General features: G+C 73.4%; 19 protein-coding genes. 5 read left to right on the top strand and 14 right to left on the bottom strand.

Annotated elements, in window-relative coordinates; translation table 11 throughout:
• Nucleotides 1-23: 23 nt before the first annotated feature.
• From glmS to O2V61_RS13640, 6 genes are all read right to left on the bottom strand, one after another.
• Nucleotides 24-1,886, bottom strand: coding sequence for a glutamine--fructose-6-phosphate transaminase (isomerizing) (gene glmS, locus O2V61_RS13665; protein WP_269183821.1), 1,863 nt, complete (start codon nucleotides 1,884-1,886; stop codon nucleotides 24-26).
• 83 nt (nucleotides 1,887-1,969) lie between these two features.
• On the bottom strand, nucleotides 1,970-3,325 hold the full coding sequence (gene glmM / locus O2V61_RS13660; protein WP_269183820.1) for a phosphoglucosamine mutase: 1,356 nt from the start codon (nucleotides 3,323-3,325) through the stop codon (nucleotides 1,970-1,972).
• 10 nt (nucleotides 3,326-3,335) lie between these two features.
• Nucleotides 3,336-3,755, bottom strand: a complete 420-nt coding sequence (gene rpsI, locus O2V61_RS13655) for a 30S ribosomal protein S9 (RefSeq protein ID WP_442928913.1) — start codon at nucleotides 3,753-3,755, stop codon at nucleotides 3,336-3,338.
• Nucleotides 3,752-4,195 (bottom strand): 50S ribosomal protein L13, encoded by a 444-nt coding sequence (rplM, locus tag O2V61_RS13650; protein WP_269170531.1) that lies wholly within the window; start codon nucleotides 4,193-4,195, stop codon nucleotides 3,752-3,754. The genes rpsI and rplM overlap by 4 nt, the downstream gene beginning before the upstream one ends.
• Before the next feature lie 175 nt (nucleotides 4,196-4,370).
• Nucleotides 4,371-4,856 carry a beta-class carbonic anhydrase gene (locus tag O2V61_RS13645; RefSeq protein WP_269183819.1) on the bottom strand — a complete coding sequence of 162 codons (486 nt, stop codon included), beginning with the start codon at nucleotides 4,854-4,856 and terminating at the stop codon, nucleotides 4,371-4,373.
• Nucleotides 4,857-4,908: 52 nt separating this feature from the next.
• Nucleotides 4,909-5,874: a PfkB family carbohydrate kinase gene (locus tag O2V61_RS13640; RefSeq protein ID WP_269183818.1), complete on the bottom strand. Its 966-nt coding sequence runs from the start codon at nucleotides 5,872-5,874 to the stop codon at nucleotides 4,909-4,911.
• A gap of 162 nt (nucleotides 5,875-6,036) precedes the next feature.
• On the opposite strand from O2V61_RS13640, the gene moeA reads away from it, so the two are divergent.
• Genes moeA through O2V61_RS13625 form a run of 3 tightly spaced genes read left to right on the top strand, consistent with a single transcriptional unit; the run spans nucleotide 6,037 to nucleotide 8,218 of the window.
• Nucleotides 6,037-7,242 (top strand): molybdopterin molybdotransferase MoeA, encoded by a 1,206-nt coding sequence (gene moeA / locus O2V61_RS13635; protein WP_269183817.1) that lies wholly within the window; start codon nucleotides 6,037-6,039, stop codon nucleotides 7,240-7,242.
• On the top strand, nucleotides 7,239-7,727 hold the full coding sequence (gene moaC, locus O2V61_RS13630; protein WP_269183816.1) for a cyclic pyranopterin monophosphate synthase MoaC: 489 nt from the start codon (nucleotides 7,239-7,241) through the stop codon (nucleotides 7,725-7,727). Before moeA ends, moaC begins: the two co-directional genes overlap by 4 nt.
• The gene (locus tag O2V61_RS13625) at nucleotides 7,724-8,218 is read left to right on the top strand and encodes a MogA/MoaB family molybdenum cofactor biosynthesis protein (protein ID WP_269183815.1); all 495 of its coding nucleotides are present in this window, start codon (nucleotides 7,724-7,726) and stop codon (nucleotides 8,216-8,218) included. Before moaC ends, O2V61_RS13625 begins: the two co-directional genes overlap by 4 nt.
• Nucleotides 8,219-8,231: 13 nt before the next feature.
• On the opposite strand, the gene fdhD is transcribed toward O2V61_RS13625, so the two are convergent.
• Complete coding sequence (gene fdhD / locus O2V61_RS13620; protein WP_269183814.1) at nucleotides 8,232-9,059, bottom strand: formate dehydrogenase accessory sulfurtransferase FdhD; 828 nt, start codon at nucleotides 9,057-9,059, stop codon at nucleotides 8,232-8,234.
• 43 nt (nucleotides 9,060-9,102) lie between these two features.
• On the opposite strand from fdhD, the gene mobA reads away from it, so the two are divergent.
• Nucleotides 9,103-9,696, top strand: coding sequence for a molybdenum cofactor guanylyltransferase (mobA, locus tag O2V61_RS13615; RefSeq protein ID WP_269183813.1), 594 nt, complete (start codon nucleotides 9,103-9,105; stop codon nucleotides 9,694-9,696).
• A 58-nt stretch (nucleotides 9,697-9,754) separates the two neighbouring features.
• On the top strand, nucleotides 9,755-10,420 hold the full coding sequence (locus O2V61_RS13610) for an NAD(P)H-binding protein (protein WP_269183812.1): 666 nt from the start codon (nucleotides 9,755-9,757) through the stop codon (nucleotides 10,418-10,420).
• 31 nt (nucleotides 10,421-10,451) lie between these two features.
• Here the strand turns inward: O2V61_RS13610 and truA are convergent, their stop codons facing one another.
• From truA to rpmJ, 7 genes are all read right to left on the bottom strand, one after another.
• The gene (gene truA / locus O2V61_RS13605) at nucleotides 10,452-11,297 is read right to left on the bottom strand and encodes a tRNA pseudouridine(38-40) synthase TruA (RefSeq protein ID WP_269183811.1); all 846 of its coding nucleotides are present in this window, start codon (nucleotides 11,295-11,297) and stop codon (nucleotides 10,452-10,454) included.
• Nucleotides 11,298-11,325: 28 nt separating this feature from the next.
• Nucleotides 11,326-12,045 (bottom strand): 50S ribosomal protein L17, encoded by a 720-nt coding sequence (gene rplQ / locus O2V61_RS22435; protein WP_442928912.1) that lies wholly within the window; start codon nucleotides 12,043-12,045, stop codon nucleotides 11,326-11,328.
• A gap of 152 nt (nucleotides 12,046-12,197) precedes the next feature.
• Nucleotides 12,198-13,265, bottom strand: a complete 1,068-nt coding sequence (locus tag O2V61_RS13595) for a DNA-directed RNA polymerase subunit alpha (protein ID WP_269183810.1) — start codon at nucleotides 13,263-13,265, stop codon at nucleotides 12,198-12,200.
• A gap of 148 nt (nucleotides 13,266-13,413) precedes the next feature.
• Nucleotides 13,414-14,040 carry a 30S ribosomal protein S4 gene (gene rpsD / locus O2V61_RS13590; protein WP_269159168.1) on the bottom strand — a complete coding sequence of 209 codons (627 nt, stop codon included), beginning with the start codon at nucleotides 14,038-14,040 and terminating at the stop codon, nucleotides 13,414-13,416.
• Between the two features lie 34 nt (nucleotides 14,041-14,074).
• Complete coding sequence (gene rpsK, locus O2V61_RS13585) at nucleotides 14,075-14,482, bottom strand: 30S ribosomal protein S11 (RefSeq protein WP_026844840.1); 408 nt, start codon at nucleotides 14,480-14,482, stop codon at nucleotides 14,075-14,077.
• A gap of 128 nt (nucleotides 14,483-14,610) precedes the next feature.
• Complete coding sequence (gene rpsM / locus O2V61_RS13580) at nucleotides 14,611-14,985, bottom strand: 30S ribosomal protein S13 (protein WP_036334299.1); 375 nt, start codon at nucleotides 14,983-14,985, stop codon at nucleotides 14,611-14,613.
• A gap of 14 nt (nucleotides 14,986-14,999) precedes the next feature.
• Nucleotides 15,000-15,113, bottom strand: a complete 114-nt coding sequence (gene rpmJ, locus O2V61_RS13575; RefSeq protein ID WP_014742835.1) for a 50S ribosomal protein L36 — start codon at nucleotides 15,111-15,113, stop codon at nucleotides 15,000-15,002.
• Nucleotides 15,114-15,143: the final 30 nt, after the last annotated feature.

Below are 15,143 nucleotides of genomic sequence, written 5' to 3'. Positions count from 1 at the left end.
CCGTCCGCCCGCACCCGGTGGTGCTACTCCACGGTGACGCTCTTGGCCAGGTTGCGCGGCTGGTCGACGTCCAGGCCGCGGGTGGCCGCGATCTCGCACGCCAGCACCTGCAGCGGCACGGTGGTGACGACCGGCGCGAGCAGGGTCGGGGTGCGCGGCACCCGGATCAGGTGGTCGGCGTAGGGCAGCACGTCGTCGTCGCCCTCCTCGGCGATCACGATCGTGCGCGCACCGCGGGCCCGGACCTCCTGGATGTTGCTCACCACCTTGCCGTGCACCGACTCCCGGCTCAGCGGCGACGGGACGACGATCACCACCGGCGTGCCCTGGTCGACGAGCGCGATCGACCCGTGCTTCAGCTCCCCGGCGGCGAAGCCCTCGGCGTGGATGTAGGCGAGCTCCTTGAGCTTGAGCGCCCCCTCCAGGGCCACCGGGTAGCCGACGTGCCGACCGAGGAACAGGATCGTGTTCTCGGTGGCCAGGTCGCGGGCGAGCTCCCGCACCGGCTCCATGCTGCCCAGCACCTCGGTCACCTGGGCCGGCAGCGCCCGCAGGTCGTCGACGATGGCGGCGACCTCGTCGGCGTACTTGACCCCGCGCACCTGGGCGAGGAAGAGCCCCACCAGGTAGCAGGCCACGACCTGGGTGAGGAACCCCTTGGTCGAGGCGACGGCGACCTCCGGCCCGGCGTGGGTGTAGAGGACGGCGTCGGACTCCCGCGGGATCGTCGACCCGTTGGCGTTGCAGATCGCCAGGACCTTGGCCTTCTGCTGCCGGGCGTGCCGCAGCGCCATCAGGGTGTCCATCGTCTCGCCGGACTGGCTGATCACCACGACCAGCGTGCTGCGGTCCAGCACCGGGTCGCGGTAGCGGAACTCGCTGGCGAGCTCCACCTCGACCGGGATCCGCGTCCAGTGCTCGATCGCGTACTTGGCGATCAGCCCGGCGTGGTAAGCGGTTCCGCAGGCGACGACGAAGACCTTGTCGACGTCGCGCAGCTCCTGGTCGGAGAGCCGGACCTCGTCGAGGACCAGCTCGCCGGTCTCGCCGAGCCGGCCCAGCAGGGTGTTGGCCACCGCCTCCGGCTGCTCGGCGATCTCCTTGAGCATGAACCAGTCGTAGCCGCCCTTCTCCGCGGCGGCGGCGTCCCAGTCGACGGTGCGGGTCACCGGCTCGACGACGGTGCCCGCGAAGTCGGTGACCGTCACCCCGTGCTGGCGGTCCAGCAGGACGACCTGGTCCTCCTCGACGTCCAGCGCCCGGCGGGTGTGCCCGATGAAGGCCGCGACGTCGGAACCGAGGAAGTACTCGCCGTCACCCACCCCGACGACCAGCGGGCTGTTGCGCCGGGAGGCGACCAGCCGGTCGGGCTCGGCGGCGTGGCTGGCGACCAGGGTGAACGCGCCCTGCAGGCGCCGGCTGACCGTGCGCATCGCCTCGGCGAGCCGATCGGGCCCCTCCGGGGTCTCCCGGTAGACGGCGGCCAGGAGGTGCGCGACGACCTCGGTGTCGGTCTCGGACGAGAACTCGATGCCGGCGGCCTCGCACTCGGCGCGCAGCGACGCGAAGTTCTCGATGATCCCGTTGTGGATGACCGCGACGGTGCCGTCGGCGGAGACGTGCGGGTGGGCGTTGCGGTCGGTGGGCCCGCCGTGCGTGGCCCAGCGGGTGTGCCCGATCCCGATGGTCGAGGCCGGCAGCCCCTCCTCGGCGAGCTCCTTCTCCAGGTTGGCGAGCTTGCCCGCCTTCTTGGCGGTGGCCAGCCGGCCGTCGGCCAGCACCGCCACCCCGGCCGAGTCATAGCCCCGGTACTCGAGTCGACGGAGGCCCTCCAGGACGACGTCCAACGAGTCCTGCGGGCCGACGTACCCCACGATGCCGCACATTCCGCCGACGATACCGGGGGCTCAGGCCGGCCACCTGTGACCTCGGCCGGGACGAGCGGGGCGTCCGGGGTGTCGAGCCGTCGTCAGGTGGCGGATGCGACGACGCCGGCCAACCGGGTGGCGACGGCGTCGGCCTCCTCCTGGGTGGGCGCCTCGACCATCACCCGCACCAGCTGTTCGGTGCCCGAGGGGCGCAGCAGCACCCGGCCGGAGTCGCCGAGCTCGGCCTCGACCGCGTTGACCGCACGCGCGACCTCGTCGCTCTCGGCGACCGCGAGCCGGTCGGTCACCGGCACGTTGACCAGGGTCTGCGGCAGCCGCTGCACGACCGAGGCCAGCTCGGCCAGCGAGGCGCCGGTGGCGCTCATCCGGGAGAGCAGCGCCAGCCCGGTGAGCAGCCCGTCGCCGGTGGTGGCCCAGTCCAGGAAGACCAGGTGCCCGCTCTGCTCGCCGCCGAGCGAGAGCCCCCGCGAGCGCAGCGCCTCGAGGACGTAGCGGTCGCCCACGGCGGTCGTCTGCACGGCGATGCCGGCGGCGCGCATGGTGTGGTGGAAGCCGAGGTTGCTCATCACGGTGGCGACGACCGTGTCGTCGGCCAGGTTGCCGCCCTCGTGCAGCGCCAGCGCGCAGATCGCCAGGATCGCGTCGCCGTCGACGACGTCGCCCTGCGCGGTCACGGCCAGGCAGCGGTCGGCGTCCCCGTCGTGGGCGATGCCGATGTCGGCACCGTGCCGCGCGACGGCGTCGATCAGCGGCCCCAGGTGGGTGGACCCGATGCCGTCGTTGATGTTCCAGCCGTCGGGCTCGCCACCGATGACGTGCACCTGCGCACCGGCCCGGCGGTAGACCTCCGGGGCGCAGCGGTAGGCGGCCCCGTGCGCGCAGTCGACGACGACGCGCAGGTTCCGCAGGGGTTCGCGCAGCGCGGAGAGGACGTGGGTGGTGTAGTCCTCCGCGGCGCCGGCCAGGTCGCGGACCCGGCCGATGCCCCCGCCGGTCGGCCGGTGGTCGCCGCGGGGATCGCCGTCGTCGGCGCCGGTCACCCGCCGCTCGATGGCTGCCTCGACGGCGTCGGGCAGCTTGTGCCCGCCCCGGCTGAACAGCTTGATGCCGTTGTCGGGCATCGGGTTGTGGCTCGCGGAGAGCATCACGCCCAGGTCCGCGTCGGTGCGGCCGGTGAGGTGCGCGATCGCGGGCGTCGGGAGCACCCCGACGCGCAGCACCTCGGCACCGGCGCTCGCCAGGCCGGCGACGACCGCGGCCTCGAGCATCTCCCCGCTCGCGCGGGGGTCGCGCCCGACGACCGCGACGGGACGCGAGGTCCCGTCGCGGTCGGCGAGCACGCTGGCGGCGGCCCGGGCCACCGAGAGCGCCAGTTCTGGCGTCAGCTCGGCGTTGGCCCGGCCCCGGACGCCGTCGGTCCCGAAGAGCCGACCCACGGACGTACCGTCAGCGCTTCGAGTACTGAGGCGCCTTGCGGGCCTTCTTCAGGCCGTACTTCTTGCGCTCGGTGACCCGGGGGTCACGGGTCAGGAAGCCGGCCTTCTTCAGGGCCGGACGGTCATCGGGCTCGATCTCGATGAGCGCGCGGGCGATGGCCAGGCGCAGCGCGCCGGCCTGGCCGCTGACGCCGCCGCCGTGCAGGATGCCGACGACGTCGTACTGCTCGTTCTTCTCCAGGATCACGAACGGCTCACGGATGAGCTGCTGGTGCACCTTGTTGGGGAAGTACTGCTCGATGGTGCGGCCGTTGAGCTTGAACTCGCCGGTGCCGGGGAGCAGACGCACCCGGACGATGGCCTCCTTGCGGCGGCCGACGGTCTGGATGGGACGCCCGTCGGCGTCGGTCACGGTCAGTGCGCTGGTCACTGGGCCACCTGCTTGATCTCGTAGGTCTGGGGCTGCTGGGCGGCGTGCGGGTGCTCGGGCCCGGCGTAGACCTTGAGCTTGGAGAGCATCTGCCGGCCCAGCGTGTTGTGCGGCAGCATCCCCTTGATGGCGCGCTCGACGACGCGGTCGGGACGGGTCTTCAGCTCGTCGCCGACGTTGATCGTCCGGAGGCCACCCGGGTAACCGGAGTGGCGGTAGGCGACCTTGGTGTCGCGCTTGGAGCCGGTGAGGGCCACCTTGCCCGCGTTGACGATGACGACGAAGTCGCCGGCGTCGACGTGCGGCGCGAACTGGGGCTTGTGCTTGCCGCGGAGGAGGATCGCGGTCTGGCTGGCGAGTCGACCGAGCACCACGTCGGTGGCGTCGATGACGTGCCAGGCCCGGGTGATGTCACCGGGCTTGGGGCTGTACGTGCGCACGAGGCTCACTTGTCCTGTCGTCGTCGGGCGGGTGGCTGGTGGGATCGCCTCACCGAGGACGGGAGACTTGGGCTGACCCGATGAGATCGGCGGCCCCGGACACGCGTGCACCAACCGGCATCACGCACCAACGGAGAACCATACCAGCGTCGGACCGGTCGGCTGACAGCCGCGATCAGTCCACCTCGCGGAGCCGGCCGCTCGCGACGTCGTAGACGGTGCCCCGCACCTCGGCGCTGAGCAGGTAGGGCGTCTCCCGGATCCGCTGCATCGACTCCCGGACGTCGGCGTCGACGTCGGTGAAGGTGCGCGCCACCCACGGCGGCCGGTGGCCGGTGTTCCGCTCCACCAGGTCGGCGACCTCCTGGTCGGTGGCCTTGTTGAGCCCGCAGTCGGTGTGGTGCACGAGCACGACGGCGCGGGTGCCCAGGACGTGCTGGGAGATGGCCAGCGACCGCAGGGTGTCCTCGGTGACGACGCCGCCGGCGTTGCGGATCACGTGGGCGTCGCCGACCGCCAGCCCGAGCATCCCGAACAGCGGCATCCGCGAGTCCATGCAGGCGACGACCGCGACCTTGCGGTCCGGGGCCACCGGGAGGTCGCCCGGGAACTCCCCGAGCCAGGCCTCGTTCGCCGCGAGCATCCGGTCGATCTCGGTCACCTGCACCACCTCTGCGTCCGCCTCGTGTCCCGGTGAACGCTAGCGCGACGGGTCAGCGGCCCGCACCGCCGCGCTCCCGGCACTCCGCGGCCAGGCCGGCGACCTCCCCCGCGTCCAGCGCGGGCCGCCCGCCGAGCCGGTCCACGGTCAGGGCCGCAGCGGCTCCCGCCTGCCAGGCCGCCGTCCCCGGGTCCGCTCCGCGCAGCAGTGCGACGGTGAACGCCGCCACCACGCTGTCCCCGGCGCCGGTCGGGTCGACCGGCGCCGGGCCGAGCAGCGGCACCAGCTCCTCGCGCAGCCGGCCACCGGGCTCCCGCCACACCGTCAGGTCGCCGTCCTCCCCGGTCGCCAGGCAGACCACCCGCGGACCGGCCGCGCACAGCTGGTGGGCTGCATCGCGGACGTCGGCCGGCCCGTCCAGCTCGCCGTCCACCCACAGCCCGGCCTCGACCAGGTCGGCCCGCAGGAGCTGGACCCGACCCAGCAGCGCGTCCCGGGTCTCGTCGTCCGGCGGCGCGCCGTCGGCGACCGTCAGCGCGCCCCGGGGAGCCCGCGCCAGCGCGGCGCGGATCGCGGCCCCCGGCTGCTGCAGCTGGAGGAGGACGGCGGACGCCCGCGCGAACGAGGGCGCGGCCGCCTCCACGTCGGCGGCGGTCAGCAGGGTGGCCGCCGGCACGTCCTCCAGCAGCCGCCGGGTGCCGTCGGCCTCCACTAGGTCGACCAGCAGGGCGGTCTCGGCACCGTGGCGGCGGGCCACCCCGGAGACCCACAGGCCGTCGGCGACCGCCTGGGCCAGGACGAGGTCACCCGGCGGGTCGTCGCCGAGCACCCCGACCAGCGCGACCGGCCAGCCCAGCTGCGCCATCGCGACGCCCTGGTTCGCGCCCTTGCCGCCGAGCAGCTCCCGGCGTCGGCGGACGTCGGTGCTCCGCCCGCCGTCCGGCAGCCGGTCGACCTCCAGCACGAGGTCCCGGCCCACCTGGCCGACGACGACGGCGGGGCCCTCCGGAACTGGCACGCTTCCTCCTCGTCCGCGCTGCGCCGGGCGCGCGGCGTCGGTCACCGGCCAGCCTGCCCGCTCGCGCTCGGTCGTGCGACCACCCGCCGTGCACGGCCGGAACCGGTGCCGTCCCGGCCCGCGCCGCGACGCGCTGGCTGGGCATCGGTGAGGATGGGCGGCGTGCGCACCGTCGAGGAACACCAGGCAGCGGTCGCCGGGCTGCTCGCCCCGCTGCCGGTCGAGGACGTCCCGCTCGCCTCGGCCGCCGGACGGGTGCTCGCCCGCGACCTGACCGCGCGGGTGGCCCTGCCCGGCTTCGACAACTCCGCGATGGACGGCTACGCCGCGCGGCACGCCGAGGTCGGGGCGGCCACCGCGGACGCCCCCGTCCGGCTGCCGGTCGGTGCCGACCTGCCGGCCGGGCGCACCGACGTGCCGCCCCTGCTGGCCGGCACGGTGCACCGCATCATGACCGGTGCCCCGGTGCCCGAGGGCGCCGACGTGATCGTCCCCGTCGAGCGCACCGACGCCGGCACCGACGTCGTCACCATCAGCTCCTCCCCTCCGGCCGGCACCCACCTGCGGCACGCCGGGGAGGACATCCGGGCCGGGGAGCTGGCCCTGCCCGCCGGCACCGCGCTCGGCGCGGCCCAGCTGGGGCTCGCCGCCGCGGTCGGGTACGACACCGTGCCGGTGCGACGTCGCCCCCGGGTGCTGGTCCTCTCCACCGGCAGCGAGCTCGTCGAACCGGGTCGCCCGCTGCAGCCGGGCCAGATCTACGAGTCCAACTCTGTGCTGTTGGCCGCCGCCGTCACCGAGGCGGGCGGCGAGGCCCGGACGCTGCACTTCGTGCCCGACGACGTGGAGCAGTTCCTCAGCACCGTGCGCGCCGAACTGCCGGACGCCGACCTGCTGGTCACCAGCGGCGGGGTCAGCGCCGGCGCCTACGAGGTCGTCAAGGACGCCTTCGCCGGGCTGGGCACGGTCGAGTTCGGCAAGGTCGCCATGCAGCCGGGCGGCCCGCAGGGCGCCGGCACCGTCGACGGCGTCCCGGTCATCACGCTGCCCGGCAACCCGGTGAGCTCGTTCGTCTCCTTCGAGGTCTTCGTCCGGCCCGCGCTGCGCCGCGCGCTCGGCCACGCCTCCCCCGACCGGCTGCGCACCACCGCCCGGCTCACCGCCCCGCTGCGCTCCCCCGCCGGCCGTCGGCAGTTCCTCCGCGGCTGGTTCGACGGCGCGGTCGTCGACCAGGTGGGCGGGCCCGGCTCGCACCTGGTCGCCCACCTCGCTCGCGCCAACTGCCTGGTCGTCGTCCCCGAGGACGTCACCGACCTGCCCGCGGGCGCCGAGATCACCGTCGTCCTGATCGAAGGAGCACTCCAGTGAGCACCCCTCCCGGCGGCCCGCCCCGGCTGACCCACGTCGACGAGACCGGCGCCGCCCGGATGGTCGACGTCACCGCCAAGGCGGTCACCGCGCGGGTGGCCACCGCCGCCGGCCGGGTGCTGGTCAGCCCCGAGGTGGTCGCGCTGCTGCGCGGCACCGGGGTGCCCAAGGGCGACGCCATCGCGGTGGCCCGGATCGCCGGGATCGCCGGGGCCAAGCGCACGCCCGACCTGATCCCGCTGTGCCACCCGATCGCGTTGCACGGCGTGACCGTCGACCTCGAGGTGACCGACGACGCCGTGGAGATCACCGCCACCGCCCGCACCGCGGACCGCACCGGCGTGGAGATGGAGGCGCTCACGTCGGTCGCCGTCGCCGGGCTCACCGTGATCGACATGGTGAAGGCCGTCGACCCGCGCGCCTGCATCACCGACGTCCGGCTGCTCGCCAAGTCCGGCGGCAAGAAGGGCGACTGGACCCGATGAGCTCCGACCTGCCGGCCGACGCCCGGGCCGTCGTGCTCACCGCCTCCAACCGCGCCTCGGCCGGGGTCTACGAGGACCGCTCCGGGCAGGCGCTCGCCGACGGGCTGCGCGGCCTCGGCTTCACCGTGGAGGGCCCGCACGTGCGCCCGGACGACGTCGACGCGCTCACCGCGGTGCTGCGGGAGGCGGTGGCCGGCGGGGCCGACGTCGTCCTCACCACCGGCGGCACCGGGCTCTCGCCCACCGACGTCACACCCGAGGCGACCCGCTCGGTGCTGGAGCGCGAGGCCCCCGGCATCGCCGAGGCGGTGCGCCGGTACGGCGAGGGCACGGTGCCCACGTCGGTGCTGTCCCGTGGGGTGGCCGGCACCGCCGGCCGCACCCTGATCGTCAACCTGCCCGGCTCCACCGGCGGGGTCCGCGACGGCCTGGCCGTCCTCGGGCCGCTCCTGCCGCACGTGGTCAGCCAGTTGCGCGGCGGGGACCACTGACGAACGACCCGCGCTAGTCCAGCACCAGGCGCTCGGGGTGGGTGTAGACGTTGCAGCCGTCGCCACGGAGGAAGCCGATCAGGGTGATGCCGACCTCCTGGGCCAGCTCCACGGCCAGCGAGCTCGGTGCTGACACCGCCGCCAGCACGGGTACCGCGGCCATCGCCGCCTTCTGGGTGAGCTCGAAGGACGAGCGGCCGCTCACCATCAGCACGTGCCCGGCCAGCGGCACCCGGCCCTCGCGCACCGCGTCGCCGACCACCTTGTCCACCGCGTTGTGCCGGCCCACGTCCTCGCGCAGCGCGACCATCTCGCCCGCAGCGGTGAACAGGCCGGCGGCGTGCAGGCCCCCGGTCTTGTCGAACACCTGCTGGGCGGCGCGCAGCCGGTCCGGCAGCGCGAGCAGCGTCGCCAGGGTCAGCCGGGTGTCGTCGGCGGCCACGTCGTAGGCGGTCTTCGTCCGGATCGCGTCGATGCTGGCCTTGCCGCAGACCCCGCAGGAGCTGGTCGTGTAGAAGTTCCGGTCCAGCGCGGTGTCCGGGGCCTCGACGCCGGGCGCCAGGTCGACGTCGACGACGTTGTAGGTGTTGCGGCCCTCGTCGTCGACGGAGTTGCAGTACCGCAGCCCGGCGATGTCCGCGGCCGAGGCGATCACGCCCTCGGTGGTCAGGAAGCCGTGCACGAGGTCGAAGTCGTCGCCGGGGGTCCGCATCGTCACCGCGAGCGGGGTGCCGCCCAGCCGGATCTCCAGCGGCTCCTCGGAGGCGACCGTGTCAGGCCGTCGGGTGTGCACGGCGCCTCGGATGCGCAGCACCGGGGTGCGGCTGGTGACTCGTCCCACGCCGATGACGGTACTCATCGGCCGCGCCCTACCGTTGGCGGCCATGAGCTCGCTCCCGCCCTTCGCGGCCGTCGTGCTGGCCGGCGGCCGGGCAGCCCGGCTCGGCGGGCAGCCCAAACCGCAGCTGGACGTCGGCGGACGCACCATGCTCGCCGCCGTCCTGGCCGCCGTCCGGGACGCCGACCCGGTCGTCGTGGTCGGACCGCCCCAGCCCGTCCCCGCGGGCGTCGTGCTCGTCCGCGAGGTCCCCGCCGGTGGCGGTCCGGTGCCCGCGCTCGCCGCCGGGCTCGCCGCGGTCGGGGACGCCGAGGTGGTCGCCGTCCTCGCCGCCGACCTGCCCTTCCTCACCCGCGACCTGGTCACCGTCCTGCGCCGGCAGCTGGCCGAGGACGGCGTGCTGGTGGTCGACGACACCGGCCGGGACCAGCTCCTGCTCGGCGTCTGGCGGACCGCGGCCCTGCGCGACGCCCTCCGGGACCCCCGCCCGCACACCCCGCTGCGGGCCGTCCTGTCCCCGCTCTCGGTGCACCGCCACCGGCCGGGGACGACGCCCGGTCGCCCGGCGCCGTGGACCGACTGCGACACCCCGGCGGACCTGGCCCGCGCCCGCGCTCGCGCCGCACCGACCAGCGAGTGAGCCGTTCGCCACGGAGCCGGCCTGCGTGGGAGCGGCCGGCCCCGGGTAGCCCCGCACCATGCGCGTTGTCACAGCAGGAGCCCATGGGAAGATCGCCCGCCGCCTCGGCCGATTGCTGAGCCAGCGGGGGGACACCGCCGTCGGCATCATCAGGAACCCCGACCACCGTGCCGACCTGGAGGCCGACGGGGTCGAACCGGTGGTGCTGGACCTGGAGCAGGCCTCGGTGGAGGAGCTGGCCGCCGTCGTCTCCGGCGCCGACGCCGTGGTGTTCGCCGCCGGCGGTGGCCCGGACAGCGGGATCGAGCGCAAGGACTCGGTCGACCGCGGCGCCGCCGTGCTGCTGGCAGACGCGGCCGTCGCCGCCGGCGTCCGCCCCTACCTGCTGATCTCCTCGATCGGCGTCGAGATGGTGGCCGGCGACGCACCCCCGGAGGACATGGACGAGGTCTTCGTCGCCTACCTGCGCGCCAAGCTGGCCGCCGAGGAGCACGTGCTCTCCCGCGAGGGCCTGTCCCCCATGGTGATCCGTCCCGGCAGCCTGACCGACGACCCCGGCACCGGCCGGGTGCGACTGGAGCACACCACCGACCGCGGCGAGGTGCCGCGCGACGACGTCGCCGCCGTCCTGGTGGCCCTGCTCGACGATCCGAAGGACGGCACCGTGGTGGAGCTGCTCACCGGAGACACCCCGATCGCCGAGGCGGTCAGCGCCCTCCCCTGACGGCCGGTCGCCGGCGCACGGCTGACGTCCGTCAGCTGCGCTTCGCCCGGGTCACCCGTGCGCGGGCCGCGAGCTCGGCGTCGTCCGGGTAGTCGACCCGCAGCAACGTCAGGCCGCCGGCCGGGGCGACGGGCACGTCACTGGCCCGCTCGCTCCGGCTGAGCAGGGACGCCGGCCACTCCGGGGGCCGCCGTCCCTCGCCCACGGCGCCGAGGGCGCCGACGAGGCTGCGCACCATCGAGTGACAGAAGGCGTCGGCCGAGGCATGGACCTGCACCAGGTCGCCGTCCCGCTGCACGTCCAGGGCGAGCAGGGTGCGGATCGTCGTCGCCCCCTCGCGTCGACGGCAGAAGGCGGCGAAGTCCTGCTGCCCGAGCAGCAGTCGCGCCGCCACCTGCATCGCGTCGGCGTCGACCCGGCGCGACCAACCGACGGTGTCGGCCCGGCGCAGCGGGGGCGGCCCGGCGTCGGCATCGGTCAGCCGGTACACGTAGTGCCGGGCCAACGCGGAGAAGCGCGCGTCGAAGTCGGCCGTGACCGCCTCCGCTGCGGTCACGGCGATGTCCGGCGCCAGGACGCCCCGTAACCGCCGCAGCAGCCGGTCCTGGTGTCCGGCGAAGAGCTCCCCCGGCAGGTCGGTGTGGGCCACCTGACCGGTGGCGTGCACGCCGGCGTCCGTACGACCGGCCACGGTGAGGTCCACGTCCGCCCGCAGCACGGTGGCCAGGGCCAGCTCCAGCTCCCCCTGCACGGTGCGCAGGCCCGGCTGGCGGGCCCAGCCGTGCAGTGCCGTCCCGTCGTAGGAGATGCCCAGCCGGACGCGGACGAGCCCGCCACCGAGAACGGTGGCGGGCTCGTCAGCGTGCACGTCCTGCATGGGGTGGACCGTCGGAGACGGTCTCACCTCACTTCGGGTCGGTGGCCGGCTCGCCACCGGGGGCCTGGGCGCCCGCGGTGGCCGCGTCGGTGGTCTCGGCGGCCTCCACCTCGGCAGCGGCCGCAGCGGCCACGTCGGGGCTGAGCGTCGGGTCGTCGACGACGGCGAGGTTCTCCGACGTCGGCTCCGGGGTGACGTCGCCGTCGTCCTGGCGCTCGCCGTCGGGCACGAAGACGTCGGTGACGACCTCCTCGGCCTCGGCGGACTCGTCGGTGTCCGTGGCGACCGCGTCCGCGGTCACCTCGCCGGCGGCTGCCGACGCGCCGGCGCCGGCCGCGAACCGGGTGCCACGGGCACGCTCGGCCTCGCCGACGGCCTGCTGCGCCACCGTCTGGCCCTCGACCAGCTCGATGATCGCCATGGGTGCGTTGTCGCCCTTGCGGGGACCGACCTTGACGATGCGCGTGTAGCCACCGGGACGGTCCGCGAAGCGCGGGCCGATCTCGGCGAACAGGTGGTGCACGACGTCCTTGTCCCGGATCGTCGTCAGCACCTGCCGACGGGCGTGCAGGTCACCGCGCTTGGCGAAGGTGACCAGCTTCTCGGCCAGCGGCCGCAGCCGCTTGGCCTTGGCCTCGGTGGTGGTGATCCGCCCGTGCTCGAACAGCGAGGTGGCCATGTTGGCCAGCATCAGCCGCTCGTGCGCGGGGGAGCCGCCGAGACGGGGGCCCTTTGTGGGGGTGGGCATGTCGGTCCTTCCTCAGGCGGCCGGGCGGGCTGTTGCCGGCTGCATCGTCCATCGCGGTGCTACGTCTGGGCCCAGTGTGGCGGCCCCGGTGCGGCCCCGCTGCAGGGGCCCGCCGCGCGCGAACGCGCGGCGGGGTGCAGCGGGGTCCTTCGTCAGAGCTGCTCGGTCTCCTGGTAGGTGCCCTCGTCCAGCGTCGCCGGGTCCCCGAAGGCCGCGTCGCCCTGGTAGGCGTCGGTCTCGTAGCCCTCGTCGTAGCTCTCCACCGAGGTGGGGACGAACCCGGGCGGGCTGTCCTTCAGCGCCAGGCCCATCGCGGCGAGCTTGAGCTTGACCTCGTCGATCGACTTGGCACCGAAGTTCCGGATGTCGAGGAGGTCCGCCTCGGAGCGGGTGACGAGCTCACCGACGGTGTGCACGCCCTCGCGCTTGAGGCAGTTGTAGGACCGCACGGTGAGGTCCATGTCCTCGATGGGCATCGAGAAGTTGGCGATGTCGGCGGCCTCGGCCGGGCTGGGCCCGACCTCGATGCCCTCGGCGTCGATGTTCAGCTCGCGCAGCAGGCCGAAGAGCTCGACCAGCGTCGAACCGGCGCTGGCGATGGCGTCGCGGGGCTCCATCGACGGCTTCGTCTCGACGTCGACCACCAGGCGGTCGAAGTCGGTGCGCTGCTCGACACGGGTGGCCTCGACCGCGTACGTCACCTTGAGGACCGGCGAGTAGATGGAGTCGACGGGGATGCGGCCGATCTCCTGGCCGGGCTGCTTGTTCTGGGTGGCCGGCACGTAACCGCGGCCACGCTCGACGACCAGCTCGATCTCGAGCCGGCCCTTCGCGTTCAGCGTGGCGATGTGCATGTCTGGGTTGTGCACCTCGACACCGGCCGGCGGCGCGATGTCGGCTGCGGTGACCTCACCCGGCCCCTGCTTGCGCAGGTACATGGTCACCGGCTCGTCGGAGTCGGAGCTGACCACGAGGCCCTTGAGGTTCAGGATGATCTCGGTGACGTCCTCCTTGACCCCCGGCACGGTGGTGAACTCGTGCAGGGTGCCCTCGATCCGGATGCTGGTGACAGCAGCGCCGGGGATCGAGGACAGCAGGGTGCGACGAAGCGAGTTGCCGAGGGTGTAACCGAAACCCGGCTCGAGCGGCTCGATGACGAACCGTGAGCGCTGGGCGTCGATGGTCTCCTCGGCGAGGGTCGGACGCTGTGCGATGAGCATGGTTCTCCTTCAGGTCCTCCGGCACCCGCCATATGACGCCGTGAGGGGGTGGTGCCGGCGGGACGGACATCGGTCCGCCCGTCCCGCCGTGGGGCTTCCTCGCCCCCCAGGCCGCGCGGAACGCGGCCTGGGGGGCGAGGGGGTGTTGCTACTTCGAGTAGAGCTCGACGATCAGCTGCTCCTGGACCGGGGTGTCGATCACCTGGCGCGCCGGGATGTTGTGGACCAACACCTTCAGCTGCGAGGAGATGACCTCCAGCCACGGCGGCACCGGACGAGAGCCGGCCTTGGCCTGGGCGAGCTGGAACGGCACCATCTCGGCGGACTTCGCAGCCACCTCGAGGATGTCGTTGGCGCTCACCCGGTAGGACGGGATGTCGACCTTGCGACCGTTGACCTTGATGTGGCCGTGACGCACCAGCTGGCGCGCCATGTCGCGGGACTCGGCGAAGCCGGCCCGGTAGACCACGTTGTCGAGGCGGGACTCGAGGATCTGCAGCAGGACCTCACCGGTCTTGCCCGACTTCTTGTTCGCCTCTTCGTAGTAACCGCGGAACTGCTTCTCCAGCACGCCGTAGATGCGGCGGGCCTTCTGCTTCTCACGAAGCTGGAGCAGGTACTCGCTGTCCTTGCTGCGACCCCGGCCGTGCTCACCCGGCGGGTAGGGCCGGATCTCGATCGGGCACTTCGGGGACTCGCACTTGCTGCCCTTGAGGAACAGCTTCATCTTCTCGCGCCGGCACAGGCGGCAATCGGCTCCGGTGTAACGGGCCACGTGTATCTACCTTCTTCGTCTCGTCAGTGACCGGTCAGACCCGGCGGCGCTTCTTGGGGCGGCAGCCGTTGTGCGGCTGGGGCGTCACGTCCTGGATCTGACCCACTTCGAGGCCGGTGGCCTGCAGCGAGCGGATCGCGGTCTCCCGACCGGAGCCCGGGCCCTTGACGAAGACGTCGACCTTGCGCATGCCGTGCTCCTGCGCCTTGCGGGCGGCGTTCTCCGCAGCCATCTGCGCCGCGAACGGCGTGGACTTGCGGGAGCCCTTGAACCCGACGTGCCCGGCCGAGGCCCAGCTGATCACGTTGCCCGTGGGGTCAGTGATCGACACGATCGTGTTGTTGAAGGTGCTCTTGATGTGCGCCGCGCCGTGAGCGACGTTCTTCTTCTCCTTGCGGCGCACCTTCTTGGTGCCAGCTGCCGCGCGAGCCCTGGGAGGCATCTCTCTCCGGTCTGAGTCTGTGTTCGTGGCCTGGTCGCCCACCCGGTCCTAGCCGAGGGGACGGTCCTGCTCAGGCGCACCGCCGGTCCGGCCCTACGGACCCGCGACGGTGCGCCGACGTGCTGAGATCAGCGGGCCTTCTTCTTGCCCGCGATGGTCTTGCGCGGGCCCTTGCTCGAGCGCGCGTTCGTCTTGGTGCGCTGACCGTGCACCGGCAGGCCGCGGCGGTGCCGCAGACCCTGGTAGCAACCGATCTCCACCTTGCGGCGGATGTCGGCAGCCACCTCACGGCGCAGGTCACCCTCGACGCGGAAGTGCTCGTCGATGTAGTCGCGCAGCTTGAGCAGGTCCTCGTCGGTCAGGTCCTTGGCCCGCAGGTCCGGGCTGACGCCCGTTGCGGCAAGGGTCGCCTTGGCCGACGTGGGCCCGATCCCGTAGATGTAGGTGAGCGCGATCTCCATCCGCTTCTCGCGGGGAAGGTCGACGCCAGCAAGTCGTGCCATTGTCAGGTACTCCCTCAGCCCTGGCGCTGCTTGTGCCGGGCGTTCTCGCAGATGACCATGACCCGGCCGTGCCGGCGGATCACCTTGCACTTGTCACAGATCTTCTTCACCGACGGCTGGACCTTCACCGGTGCCGCCCTCATTCCTGTAGATCGTGC

The sequence above is a fragment of the Modestobacter sp. VKM Ac-2985 genome (assembly GCF_026967925.1).
Classification (GTDB): domain Bacteria; phylum Actinomycetota; class Actinomycetes; order Mycobacteriales; family Geodermatophilaceae; genus Modestobacter.
Note: the sequence above shows the minus strand (reverse complement) of the source record. Positions and strands in the feature narration are given on the sequence as shown.